The following is a 12,028-nucleotide window of genomic DNA, read 5'->3' as shown; positions in this document are numbered from 1 at the left end:
CGCCGCGCTCACGCCTCGGGCAGGTTCTTCGCCGTCGCTTCCCGCGTCAACGCATCGTTCTGGACGGCGCCCAGCAGCGCGTCGAGCAGCCCGGGAAACCGCGCTTCCAGGTCTTCCCGGCGCAGCGACAGCAGGTTTTCCCGGCCATAGGGCCGCTGCCAGATCACGCCGCTGTCGCGCAGCACGCGCCAGTGATGGGTCAGCGTCGACTTCGGAATGCCTTGCAGGACGGCGCTGCACGCGCGTTCCTCGCCGGCGGCGAGCGCGCGCACCACCGTCAGGCGCAGGGGGTTGCCGAGCGCGGTCAACACGTTTTCCAGGCGGATCTGGCCGCGGTCGGGATGATTGGGGATCATCCGGGCAGTGTACTGAATAGTACGAGTACCTACAAACTATCCTGAAACTGCCCTCGTATCCGGAAACTGCCCTCTTCTCCTTCCATCCCTCTCTTTCTCTCTCCCCCTTCTTTCTCCTTTTTCCTCTCCTTCATTTCCGGCCCGGCGCCGGCCGCTTCTCGCGGCTTAATTGTTCGATAGTTCTCGTACTGTTATAGTACGTATGTATTCGTACTAACGTACACAGCTACGCACATCACGCCATCGCATCGACCAATGGCCCGATCAACATCCGGAGAGTCCTTCATGCCTTCCCCTCCTCCCGCCGGCGCCCACCGCTCCCTGAACGGGAGCCTGGCGCTGCTCGCCTTCGCGCAGCTCATCTATTCGCTGGACATCAACATCGTCTTCGTCGCGCTGCCGGAAATCGGCGCGGGCCTGGGCTTTTCCGCACAGACGCTGCAATGGGTGGTCAGCGCCTACACCGTGTTCTGCGGCGGCTTCCTGCTGCTGGGCGGACGCGCGGCCGACCTGCTGGGGCAGCGCCGCATGTTCATCTTCGCGCTGTGGCTGTATGCCCTGTCGTCGCTGGTCGGCGGCCTGGCCTGGAGTCCGGCGGTGATCGTCGTCGCGCGCGCCGTGCAGGGCATCGGCGCGGCGCTGCTGTTCCCTGCCACGCTGTCGCTGATCAACCGGCTGTTCGAGGAAGGTCCGCCGCGCAACCGCGCGCTGGCGATCTGGGGCGGCGCCGGCGCCAGCGGGCTGACGCTGGGGTCGCTGGCGGGCGGCCTGCTGACCAGCGCCTATGACTGGCCGTCGGTGTTCTTCGTGAACGTCGTGCTGGCCGGCATTGCCATCCTGGCGGCTTTCCTCGTGATCCCGAAGGACGCGCCGCGCGCCGTGCGCCGCGGCTTCGACCTGCCGGGCGCATTGACCGTGACGGCCGGCGCCACCCTGCTGGTGTACGCCCTGGTGCAAGGGCCGGAAGACGGCTGGCGCGCCACGCCCATCGTCGCGTCGGTGGTGCTGGCGGCGCTATTCCTGCTGGCCTTCGCGCGCATCGAATCGCGCAGCCGCGACCCGTTGATGCCGGTGCGGCTGTTCGGCAACCGCAGCCTGGCGGCGGGGATGGCGATCACCTTCATCTACATGGGCAGCTTCGGCGCGCTGCCGTACTTCCTGACCGTGCTGTTCCAGCGCGTGCAGGGCTACAGCGCCTTGCAGACCGGGCTGGCCTTCATCGTGCCCTCGCTGGCGATCTTCGCGGGCACGCAGCTCGGCGCGCGGCTGGCCAACCGCCTGTCCACGCGCGCCACCCTGCTCGCCGGCTTCCCGATCGGCATCGCCGGCACGCTGGCGCTCGCGCCGGCGGCCTATGCCGGCGCGCCGTATGGCTACATCGTGCCGGGCCTGGTGGTCTCCGGCATCGGCCAGGGCATCGTCTGGACGGCGATGTGGATCGCCGCCGCATCGGGCGTGGCGCATCGGGAACAAGGCATCGCCTCGGGCATGGCGTCGACCACGCTCAATGTCGGCAACGCCATCGGCATCGCCGTCCTGGTGGCTTTCGCCAATCGCGGCCTCGGCGGATTGGAAGGCGATGCGATGCGCGACGGTTTGGCCATGGGCGCGCGGCACGCCTTCTACCTGGCGGCCGCGGGCCTGGCGCTGGGCCTGCTGGTGTCGCTGGCCCTGCCGCGCAAGGCCAGCGCCGCGGGCGCGCGGGCCGGGGCGGCCTGACGGCGGTGGTTCAGCAGTTCAGCGAGTCAGCGGTTCACCAGCCGCGCCGGCTGCGCCAGCGCCACCAGCGCGCCGATGCACAGGCAGGCTGCCAGCACATAGATGCCGCTGCTGGTCGACCCGGTGGTGTCCTTCAGCCAGCCGACCAGGTAGGGACTGATGAAGCCGGCCAGATTGCTCACCGAGTTGATCAAGGCAATGGCCGCGGCCGCGGCGGTGCCGCCCAGCACGGCCGTCGGCAGGCTCCAGAACAAGGGCAGCACGGTGCAGATGCCGATATTGGCCAGGGTCAGCGACACGATGGCGAGCCAGGTGTTGCCGGCCCAGATCGCCGACCCCACCAGGCCGATCGCGCCGATCAGCGCCGGCACCGCCAGGTGCCAGCGCCGTTCGCGCTGGCGGTCCGAACTGCGCGAGATGATGATCATCCCCACCACCGCGAACAGATTGGGCACGGCGGTCAGCAGGCCGATGGCCAGGGGGTCCTTGACGCCGGTATTGCTGATCAGCGTCGGCAGCCAGAAACCGACGCCATACAGCCCCATGACGAACGAGAAATAGATGCTGGCCATGGCCCACACCCGCGGCTTGGCCATCGCCTCGCGGATCGGCGGATCCTCCTTGCGGCTTTCCTCGGCCTCGATATTGCGCGCCAGCACCGCCTTTTCGCTATCGGACAGCCACTTCGCGTGGCTGATGCGATCGTCCAGCCACAGCAGGACGATCACGCCGATGATGACGGAGGGTATGCCTTCCAGCAGGAACAGCCACTGCCAGCCGGCCATGCCGTGATCCCCGTGGAAGGTGTGCATGATCCAGCCCGAGATGGGACCGCCGATCAGGCCCGACAGCGGCACCGCCGTCATGAAGAAAGTGGTGATGCGCCCGCGCCGCGCGTGCGGGAACCAGTAGGTGAGATAAAGAATGATGCCGGGGAAGAAACCCGCCTCGGCCAGGCCGAGCAGGAAGCGCAGCGCATAGAACATCCCCGGCGTCGAGACGAAGATCATCAACGACGAGATAATGCCCCAGGTGATCATGATGCGGGCGATCCAGATGCGCGCGCCGACCTTGTGCAGAATGATGTTGCTGGGCACTTCGAACAGGAAATAGCCCACGAAGAATATCCCCGCGCCCAGGCCATAGACCGTATCGCTGAACTTCAGGTCCGACAACATCTGCAGCTTGGCGAAACCGACATTGACCCGGTCCAGGTAGGCCACCACATAGCAAAGCACCAGGAAAGGCACCAGCCGCAGCGTGACCTTGCGATATAGCTGATCCTCCGCGCTCACGGAGGCCGGGGTTTGCCCCGGCGTTGCAACGTTCTCCATACCGTCTCCTCTCTTTTATAAAGAGCCGCCACGATGGGCGGCTTTCTTCGGCTTTCCTGGCGGAATTTAGCACCGGCGTCCAGTGCCGCACAGGGCAAGCCGCCCCGCCCTGTTGCAAATCCGCCGCGTCCGGACAATGCGGCCGCCCCCCCGGGATCGGCCGCAACGCCGGTTTCAAGCCGCCATGAACGCGCTCGCCGCCTTGGCCTTCATTTCGAAAGCCATCAGCCCCAACTGACGCACGGGCTGGTCGGGATCGTGCGGGATGACGATAACGTTGCTGTACTCCGCCGTGCCGCCGTCGCAATCGGCGAGGTAGCAGGCGCCGTCGGCGAGCTTTTGCAGCTTCGCTATCTCGTCGAAGCGCACCGCCACCTTCAGCTTGATGTCCTGGTTCGCCATCGAGGTCAGGTGGAACGCGTATTGCGTCGGATTGGCCAGCGGCAAGGCGCGCTCCGCCCCCATCATCCCGATCGAATAAAAGGCGGCCAGGCCCTGGTGCAGGAAAAGCATGACGCGCTCCGAAGAACCCGGCCTGGCTTTCTCCAGTTCCGTCAGGAATTCGTCGATGCGCAGCGCCCGCTTCATCAGGTCCGGCTCCGGGCTGGCGTCCTCCGCATACGCCGAGAGCGGCTCGAGGGCATTGCCGTCTATCGACAGCGTGTTGTTCACCCCCCGGGTCAGGAAGTCGGCAATGAACTGTTTGGTCACCCGGTGTTGCGCGAATTGCCGGTTTTCCAGCGCATCGGCGCCTTCCACGGCCACCCCGGCGGCATCCCCCACGACCTCCCATTCCCCGCCCTCCGGCATCGCGTCCGCGACCGACCACGTTTCCCATTTCAAGGTGTCCGTCTTCCTGAGCGATTCCTGCACGGGCGGGTGGATGCGCCGCATCGCATCGGGCTGGATGCGGCCGTCGTCGTCGAGCGCCACCCCCACCTTGGCGGCCAGGGCCGCCCGCCAGGCGCGCTGCTGCGCGTCGGTCAGCGGGCAGACGGCATCGGCGGCGGGAAACCCCAGCAGCCCGCCCAGATCGCCCAGCGTACGCAGCGCGGTGCCCAGTGTCCTGCCCGTATCGAGCTTCCCCTCGGGAAACGCCTTGAGCATGTCCTCATGCAGCGTCTTCGCCACGTGAGACCACGCTTCCCACAACGGCTCGAAGACGCTGGCGTCCGACGCCTCGCCGTCCGCACGCCGTCCCGCATCGAGGAACGCGGACCGCAGCTTTCCCAAGCTTTCCGGCGTGGCGACACGGAAGGACATGTCATGGCTGCCGGACAGGATACCGCGCGCCTGGTCGACGTACATGACCTCGTCCAGCACGTCCCGCAAGACGCTCGCGCAAAGCGCCGGCCTGGCCCACGCTTCGTCCAGGCGCGGCGCCAGGCGGTGCTGCAGGATATGGGCGATATGCCGCGCCCCCAGCTCCTCGTGGCGCGCGAGCCGCTCGCCCGCCAGCATTTTCAACGCATCGCCGAGCACACCGGAGTACGACTGCAGGTCGCCAAGCTGCTCCAGCAAATACGGCTGCGATTGCCACACCGCCCCGATCTTCAGCGAGCCGAGGTCATCCATCCCCGCATCCGGCGGTTCCTCCGTGGCGCCGATGTCCTCGAACAGCGTCAGGATGGCGCGATCGACCAGCGCCGCGTCGATTTCGAGCGCCGGAATTTGGGACTGCCGGCCCATGGCCAGCCTGACTTCGGCCACCGTGGCAACCAGGAAATCGAATTCCGCGGCCACGGCGTCCAGCCTGGACAAGGCTGCCTGGCACGGCCGGATATCGCGGGCTTCCAGCGGGCGGGCATGATAGTCCTCCAGCGCCTTGCGCAACGCGGACGTCGCCTCCTTCACCCCGCCGCTCCGAACGTCCAGCAATTTCTGCATCACGGTTCGTTCCTGGTCGCTCAGCCGCGCGAATCTGTTCAACGACGCGGTCAGCGCGGCCCCGATTTGCCCATCGAGGTCGGGCGCCGCCGGCTGCCCCGCATGGATGCGGTCGAGCTCGGCGATCGCTTCCCGCTGTTCCTCGACGGCAAGCACGCCGACGGCGGCGGCGACACGCGCCGGCAAGGGCGCGCGCCCATGCGCCGGCCTGCCATCGGCGTCATCGTGGCTGCCCTCGATTTCCATGAGGCGGGCGACCACCCGTCCCAAATGCGGCGCATCCCGCTCCCGGCATATTTCGGCCAATTGCTCGCACTGCTCGTGCTCACGCCCGGCCAGGCGCTGCCCGACGCATCTCGACAGCAGCGCCCGCAGCCGGACGGCATCGTCGTCCACGGGCGCCTGCGCGCTGTCGGGCGCCCACCGCGCCGCATCCAGGATTTCCTGCAACTGGCGCAGCGCGGGCACGTCCTGCGCCTGCTGCAAGGTCTTCTCGCAGATCCGCTCGAAATAGGCATCGCCGAGCCTGGCGCCCAGCCCCGTGAGGTTATCCATCAAGCGATCCACGTCCGCCCGCGACGGCGCACGCTCCTGCTCGACGAAGTTGAAGAACTGTTCGAACGTCCTGGTGTCGCGCGGCCCATGCCAGCTCATCTGGCAATTCCGATAGGGCGACGCGCTGAAGACGTTCCGCAGCAATTCCACGATCAATCCCAACGTCTCGCGCAGCGTGTTGGGCCGGTTCACCGGCGTGAACGCCGCGCCGCCGGCGCGCGGCGGCGCGGAGGCGGGCGCAGGCCGGAAGCGGACCGCCTCCATCGAATCGGACGGAACCGCGTCGTATCGCGGCGTCGCGGCCCGCGGCGCGGCCGACCCGCAAGCCCGGATGCCGCCGCCGGCCATCTCTGCCGCCATCCCGCCCGGCTGGAACTCGCTGTCCTGCGCGACGGAGAGATCGTGCTGGCCATCGAACCGCTGGCTCCCTGGATTTACGGAAGCTGCACCCATCGTCGCCATAATCATTGATTCCTTCAAATACGATTGCACCGGCAATCCGTTCATGACACGCCCCGCACCCTCGCCCCCGCTTTCGGGACAAGGATGCCGGCACGCGCCAAGGATCGGCCATGGGTCCAGCGATCGCCATCAGGTTCCGCGCATTCGCCCGTAGGAAAAGCCCGCCGACTCCCCGTCGCGAAACGCATGCGACAGCGCCCGCACCAGCCGGATCAAGGGATCGGATTTTTCCCTGCCGCGCGCGGTGCATACCAGCATCTGCCTGCTCGCCCACTTATCGTTGAGAACGCGAATCTCCAGGTGCATGCCGGGCAGATAGGCTTCGGCCGCCTGCTTGGGCAGCACGCCGATCCCCATCCCCGCCTCGATCATCCGGCACACCGCCTCGAAGCCCTGCATCTGCACGCGCAGTTTCAGGGCTTTCTGGGCGAGTCCGGCCTGCGCGGCCAGCAAGGCCATCAACGATGCCCCGTCCTCCAGGCCCACCAGGGGATAGTCGAGCACCTGTTCGAACCAGACGCCGTCGTGCCTGGACAGCGGGTGGTCCCGCGGCATGACGGCGCAGAGATGATCCCTGCGATACGGCTGGCACTCCAGGCCTTCGAGAGAGCCGCAAGGATTGATGATGCCCACGTCCGCGTCGCCCAGCAGCAGCGCCTGCACGATCTGGTCGCTCCAGCGCTCCTTCACCGTGAGGTTCACGTCGGGGTGTTCGGCATTGAAGGTGGCGAGGTCGGCCGGGAGGTACTGCGCCATGGCGGACGTGTTCGCCTGCACCCTCAGGGCGCTGCGGCGGCCCGAACCATGCTCGTCCAGGTCCGCCTGCATCTGGTTTATCTGGATCAGCAACTGCTTGGCATGGTGCAGCAGCGTCACGCCGGCCGGCGTGAGTTCGACGCCTTTGTGCGAGCGGTCGAACAGCGAGCATTTCAGGCGATGCTCGAGCAGCGAGATGCGCCGGCTTGCCGCCGCCAGGCCCATCGAGGATGCCGCGGCGGCGCGGGTCAGGCTGCGCAACTCGGCGGCCTTGACGAAAAGCGCGATGGAATCGAGATCTGGAAGCATGGGTTCCTGGCGAGCGCGTGATCATGGCGATGTCTCCTGATCATGTACCGCATACGCGCGCAGGACCCACCGGCCGGTCTATCCCCGGGATCGTCAGGCCTCCCGCAGCCGGGCCCGGTACTTCCCGACCTCCTCCGCGTACATATCGCGGCCATGGGCGTCGTTGGTGACGAGCAGGGGGAAGTCCTCGATCACCAGGCGCTGCACCGCCTCGGTCTTCAGGTCCTCGTAGGCGATGACTTCCGCCGAACGGATGCATGCGAACAGGGTGGCCGATATGCCCCCGATGGCGGAAAAGCAGACGGCGCGGTTCTTCTCGCAGGACGCCCGGATGGCGGCGCCGCGCGGCCCCTTCCCGATGGCGCCCCGGGCCCCGTGGTCGAACAGCACGGTGGCGTAAGGATCCATGCGGTACGCGGAAGTCGGGGCGACGACGCCGATGGCGTGTCCCGGCTTGGTCGGCCCGGGCCCGCCGTAGAACAGCACGTGGCCCCGCAGGTCCACCGGCAGCGCCTGGCCCGCGGCCAGGGTATCGACGAAACGCTTGTGCGCGGCATCGCGCGCCATGATGATGACGCCGGACAGGTAGACCTCGTCGCCCGCGTTCAGCCGCAACACGGCCTCGTCGTCGAGCGGGGTTTGCAGGTGATGGACTGCCATGGTGAAACCTCCGGCTCAGATGGTGGCGCTGGCACGCCGGCTGGCGTGGCACTGGATATTCACCGCCACGGGCAAGGCGGTGATGTGGCATGCATAGGTCTCCACCGCGACCCACAGCGCCGTGGTCGAGCCGCCGTACCCTTGCGGCCCGATGCCGGTCCGGTTGACGAGGTCCAGCAGCTCGCGCTCGAGCTGGGCGATGTGCGGGGTGGGATGATGCTCGCCGATGTCCCGCAGGATGGCTTTCTTCGCGATGGCCGTGACCTTGTCGAAGCTGCCGCCGATGCCGACGCCCACCGTGAGCGGCGGACAGGCCGCGCCGCCGGCCGCCTCGATGGCGGCCAGCACGAACTTCTTCACCCCCTCGGCGCCCTCGCCGGGCAACAGGAACTTCATGGTGCTCCAGTTCTCGCTGCCGCCGCCCTTCGGAACGACGGTCACGTGGATCTCGCTGCCCGGAACGATCTCGGTGTGGACGACGGCCGGCGTATTGTCATTGCTGTTGACGCGCAGCAGCGGGTCGGACACCACGGACTTGCGCATGAACCCCTCGGCGTAGCCCTTGCGCACCCCCGCCTGCACGGCTTCCTCGAAGCCGCCGCCGCTGACATGGACGTCCTGGCCCAGCTCGATGAAGACGATGGTCAGCCCGGTGTCATGACAGTAGGAAACCTGGTTTTCGCGGGCGATCCTGTCGTTGTCGATCAGCTTGAGCAGGACCGACTTGCCCAGGGGCGAAATCTCTTTCTCCGCCGCGTCATGAAAACCTTGGACCAGGTTGTCGGGAAGCAGATGACAGGCATCGATGCACAGCTTCGCGACGGTATCGGTAATTTGATTTGCCGGGACTTCTCTCACCATGGGGGCGCTCCTTTAATCTACGGTGACCTTAGCTTGTTCGACGACCTTTTTCCAACGCGCCACTTCTTCCGCCAGGTAGGCCGAAAACTGCTCCGGCGTGCGTTCCGCCGGCGGGGTCAATGCCTGGGCCCGCATCTGTTCCTGGAACGCGGGCGTCTTGAACATGGCGATGACCTCCCGGTTCAGCGCATCCACGATCTCCTTCGGCGTGCCCTGGGGCGCCACCAACCCGAAGAACGCGACGGCGCTCAGCTTGGGGTAACCCAGCTCGCCCACGGTCGGCACGTCGGGAATGTAGGAGGAACGCTTGTCGTCGACCACCGCGATGGCCTTGATCTGCTTCGCCTTGATGCTGGTGAGCAGCGAGGGCAAGGAATCGGAAGTCGCCTCCAGGGTGTTGGCGATGAGGGCCGTCTTCGATTCGGCGCTGCCCTTGAATGGCACGTGCACCATGGGAAAGCCGATCTCCTTCTTCAGCAGCTCCATGGTCAGGTGCTGCAACGACCCGTTGCCCGCCGAACCGTAGGACAGGTCCTTGGCCTTGGCCCGCTTGACCATATCCGCGAAATCGACGATGCCGGAGCCGTTCGAGACGGCGATGACCTGCGGCGTGGAAGCCGTCTCCGCGATGCCGACGAAATCCTTCACCGGGTCGTACCGGGTGTCGCGGGGATAGAGGGCCGGCGTGATCGCATAGGGCCCCGTGCTGGTCATCAACAGGGTGTACCCATCCGGCTTGGCGCGCGCGACATACGTCGTGCCGATGCGTCCCCCGCTGCCGGGCCGGTTCTCCACGATGAAGGCCTTGCCGAACTTGATCTCCAGTTCCTTGCCGACCATGCGCGCGATCATGTCGCCCGTCTGGCCGGCCGCGAACGGCACCACGATGGTCACCGGCCGCTCGGGCCAGTCCGCGCGCGCCGTGCCGGCGCCCAGCGCCAGCGCGGCAATCGCCGCGGCGGCGAGTCTCTTGAAACGCTTGAATCTCTTGATTTTCATGGCTTGTCTCCTCCCTGATAAACGCAGGTAGGGGGATGCTATGGACGACGACCTGGGAGGGGAATTGCCAGTTCGCAGAGGGGTGTTCGAGGAATTCGAAGGCCCGGGCCGGCCGGCGCGTCCCCGCCCCCGTCCCAGCCGCGCCGAAAGGCAGGCTAAAATGATAGGTTTCGTCATTAAGACAGCCTTAGGATTGCCATGGAAGCCGAACGTCAGAACCAGCTCGCCGCCCGACTCGCCGACTACGCCGAGCGCGAACAGGCTCTACGGAGGTATCTTTGACTACGATGCCAAAGCCGAACGCCTCCAGGTCGTAAACGCCGAGCTGGAAAACCCCGAAGTCTGGAACGATCCCAAGCACGCCCAGGACCTGGGCCGTGAAAAGAAGAGCCTCGAAGATGTCGTCGGCACCCTGACCGAACTGGGCGGGGGCCTGGCCGACGCGCGTGAGCTCTTCGAACTGGCCGCGGCCGACAACGACGACGCCACCCTGGAGTCCATCGAAGTCGACGCCGACGGGTTCCAGCAGAAGCTGGAAGGCCTGGAATTCCGGCGCATGTTCTCCAACCCGGCCGATCCGCTGAATTGCTTCCTGGACATCCAGGCCGGCGCCGGCGGCACCGAGGCGCAGGACTGGGCGTCCATGCTGCTGCGCCAGTACCTGAAGTATTGCGAGCGCAAGGGCTTCAAGGCCGAAGTCCTGGAAGAATCCGAAGGCGAAGTGGCCGGCATCAAATCGGCCACCATCAAGATCGAGGGCGAATACGCCTTCGGCTACCTGCGCACCGAAACCGGCGTGCACCGCCTGGTGCGCAAGAGCCCGTTCGACTCCTCGGGCGGCCGCCACACCTCCTTCGCCAGCGTCTTCGTCTACCCCGAGGTGGACGATTCCTTCGAAGTCGAGGTCAATCCGGCCGACCTGCGCATCGACACGTACCGCGCCAGCGGCGCCGGCGGCCAGCACATCAACAAGACCGACTCGGCCGTGCGCATCACGCACAACCCGACCGGCATCGTCGTGCAGTGCCAGAACGACCGCTCCCAGCACCGCAACCGCGCCGAAGCCATGCAGATGCTGAAATCGCGCCTGTACGAGCTGGAAATGCGCAACCGCATGGCCGAACAGCAGAAACTGGAAGACTCCAAGACCGACGTGGGCTGGGGCCACCAGATCCGCTCCTACGTGCTGGACCAGAGCCGCATCAAGGACCTGCGCACCAACGTGGAAATCTCCAACACCCAGAAAGTGCTGGACGGCGACCTCGACCCCTTCATCCAGGCCAGCCTGAAACAGGCGGTCTAAGACGGGCCGCGGCGCCCCGCGCGCCGCGCCGGCGGTTTTTCCCGTAGTCAGAACAACAAGGATCCGGCATGACATCAACCTCCGTCGTCCTCACCGGCGCCTCGCGCGGCATCGGTGCCGCCCTGGCGCGCGTCCTGGCCAAGCCGGGCGTGCGGCTGATCACGCTGGCGCGCCGCACCGATCCCGAGCTGCAGGCCTACGCCGCGGCCCAGGGCGCCGCCTTGACGCAGATCGACGCCGACCTGTCCGACCTGGCCGCCGCCGGCGCGGCCGCCGAACGCATCGCCGCCGAACTGCCCCGCGACGCCGGCCGCTACCTGCTGATCAACAACGCCGGCACCGTCCATCCCGTGGCCCGCGGCGACCAGCTTGAAGACGCCGGCGCCATCACCGCCGCCTTGAACCTGAACGTCGGCGCCGTGATGCTGCTGACCGCGCGCTTCCTGGCGGCGACCCAGGGCCTGCCGGCCGACCGCCGCGTGCTCAACATTTCCTCGGGCGCCGGCCGCAATCCCAATCCGGGCTGGGGCGTCTACTGCGCCACCAAGGCGGCGCTGGACATGTACACGCGCGTCCTGAAGCAGGAACAAGGCGCCGGCGGCGCGCGCGTGGTCGCCCTGGCGCCCGGCGTGGTCGACACGGACATGCAGGGGGCCATCCGCGCCAGCGATCCCGCCGCCTTCCCCGCCCTGTCCCGCTTCCAGGACCTGCATGCCAGCGGCAAGCTGTCCGCGCCGGCCAACGTCGCCGCGCGGATCGCCGCCTACCTCGACCGTGACGACTTCGGCCAGACCGAAATCGACGACATCCGCAATTACGACTGAACC

10 protein-coding genes are annotated in these 12,028 nt (G+C 66.9%); 3 read left to right on the top strand and 7 right to left on the bottom strand.

Annotated features, from left to right (window positions below; all coding sequences use genetic code 11):
* Window positions 1-8 precede the first annotated feature (8 nt).
* Entirely contained in the window at window positions 9-356 is a 348-nt protein-coding gene (locus tag CAL29_RS11460) for an ArsR/SmtB family transcription factor (RefSeq protein ID WP_094853162.1), read from the bottom strand.
* A gap of 285 nt (window positions 357-641) precedes the next feature.
* Here CAL29_RS11460 and CAL29_RS11455 point away from each other — a divergent pair, with 285 nt between their 5' ends.
* The gene (locus CAL29_RS11455; protein WP_094853161.1) at window positions 642-2,075 is read left to right on the top strand and encodes an MFS transporter; all 1,434 of its coding nucleotides are present in this window, start codon (window positions 642-644) and stop codon (window positions 2,073-2,075) included.
* A 26-nt stretch (window positions 2,076-2,101) separates the two neighbouring features.
* Here the strand turns inward: CAL29_RS11455 and CAL29_RS11450 are convergent, their stop codons facing one another.
* The 6 genes from CAL29_RS11450 to CAL29_RS11425 form a co-directional block, all read right to left on the bottom strand.
* A complete protein-coding gene (locus CAL29_RS11450) occupies window positions 2,102-3,409 on the bottom strand; it encodes an MFS transporter (protein ID WP_094853160.1) in 1,308 nt (435 codons plus the stop codon).
* Window positions 3,410-3,583: 174 nt separating this feature from the next.
* A complete protein-coding gene (locus tag CAL29_RS11445) occupies window positions 3,584-6,304 on the bottom strand; it encodes a hypothetical protein (protein ID WP_143277656.1) in 2,721 nt (906 codons plus the stop codon).
* A 138-nt stretch (window positions 6,305-6,442) separates the two neighbouring features.
* A complete protein-coding gene (locus tag CAL29_RS11440) occupies window positions 6,443-7,378 on the bottom strand; it encodes a LysR substrate-binding domain-containing protein (RefSeq protein WP_094853158.1) in 936 nt (311 codons plus the stop codon).
* A 93-nt stretch (window positions 7,379-7,471) separates the two neighbouring features.
* Window positions 7,472-8,038, bottom strand: a complete 567-nt coding sequence (locus CAL29_RS11435; protein WP_094853157.1) for a fumarate hydratase C-terminal domain-containing protein — start codon at window positions 8,036-8,038, stop codon at window positions 7,472-7,474.
* 15 nt (window positions 8,039-8,053) lie between these two features.
* On the bottom strand, window positions 8,054-8,899 hold the full coding sequence (locus CAL29_RS11430; protein ID WP_256977381.1) for a fumarate hydratase: 846 nt from the start codon (window positions 8,897-8,899) through the stop codon (window positions 8,054-8,056).
* 12 nt (window positions 8,900-8,911) lie between these two features.
* Window positions 8,912-9,898: a Bug family tripartite tricarboxylate transporter substrate binding protein gene (locus CAL29_RS11425; RefSeq protein WP_094853156.1), complete on the bottom strand. Its 987-nt coding sequence runs from the start codon at window positions 9,896-9,898 to the stop codon at window positions 8,912-8,914.
* A gap of 198 nt (window positions 9,899-10,096) precedes the next feature.
* Here CAL29_RS11425 and prfB point away from each other — a divergent pair.
* Both prfB and CAL29_RS11415 read left to right on the top strand, forming a co-directional pair.
* Window positions 10,097-11,201, top strand: a protein-coding gene (gene prfB, locus CAL29_RS11420; RefSeq protein WP_143277655.1) for a peptide chain release factor 2 whose coding sequence is annotated in 2 segments (ribosomal slippage) — window positions 10,097-10,177 and window positions 10,179-11,201 — 1,104 coding nt in all. Because the reading frame shifts where the segments join, the coding sequence is not laid out codon by codon here.
* Window positions 11,202-11,269: 68 nt separating this feature from the next.
* Entirely contained in the window at window positions 11,270-12,025 is a 756-nt protein-coding gene (locus tag CAL29_RS11415; RefSeq protein WP_094853155.1) for an SDR family oxidoreductase, read from the top strand.
* The last annotated feature ends 3 nt before the right edge of the window (window positions 12,026-12,028 follow it).

It is taken from the genome of Bordetella genomosp. 10, assembly GCF_002261225.1.
In the GTDB taxonomy this organism is placed as follows: Bacteria; Pseudomonadota; Gammaproteobacteria; order Burkholderiales; family Burkholderiaceae_B; genus Bordetella_C.
The sequence above is the reverse complement of the archived record's forward strand: the minus strand, read 5'-3'. Positions and strand labels throughout refer to the sequence as shown.

Excerpts from the sequence above, each read along its gene's own strand:
- CAL29_RS11435 (WP_094853157.1), bottom strand. The coding sequence starts at position 8,038 with ATGGCAGTCCATCACCTGCAAACCCCGCTCGACGACGAGGCCGTGTTG.
- CAL29_RS11450 (WP_094853160.1), bottom strand. The coding sequence starts at position 3,409 with ATGGAGAACGTTGCAACGCCGGGGCAAACCCCGGCCTCCGTGAGCGCG.
- CAL29_RS11425 (WP_094853156.1), bottom strand. The coding sequence starts at position 9,898 with ATGAAAATCAAGAGATTCAAGCGTTTCAAGAGACTCGCCGCCGCGGCG.
- CAL29_RS11415 (WP_094853155.1), top strand. The coding sequence starts at position 11,270 with ATGACATCAACCTCCGTCGTCCTCACCGGCGCCTCGCGCGGCATCGGT.
- CAL29_RS11460 (WP_094853162.1), bottom strand. The coding sequence starts at position 356 with ATGATCCCCAATCATCCCGACCGCGGCCAGATCCGCCTGGAAAACGTG.
- CAL29_RS11430 (WP_256977381.1), bottom strand. The coding sequence starts at position 8,899 with ATGGTGAGAGAAGTCCCGGCAAATCAAATTACCGATACCGTCGCGAAG.
- CAL29_RS11440 (WP_094853158.1), bottom strand. The coding sequence starts at position 7,378 with ATGCTTCCAGATCTCGATTCCATCGCGCTTTTCGTCAAGGCCGCCGAG.
- CAL29_RS11445 (WP_143277656.1), bottom strand. The coding sequence starts at position 6,304 with ATGGGTGCAGCTTCCGTAAATCCAGGGAGCCAGCGGTTCGATGGCCAG.
- CAL29_RS11455 (WP_094853161.1), top strand. The coding sequence starts at position 642 with ATGCCTTCCCCTCCTCCCGCCGGCGCCCACCGCTCCCTGAACGGGAGC.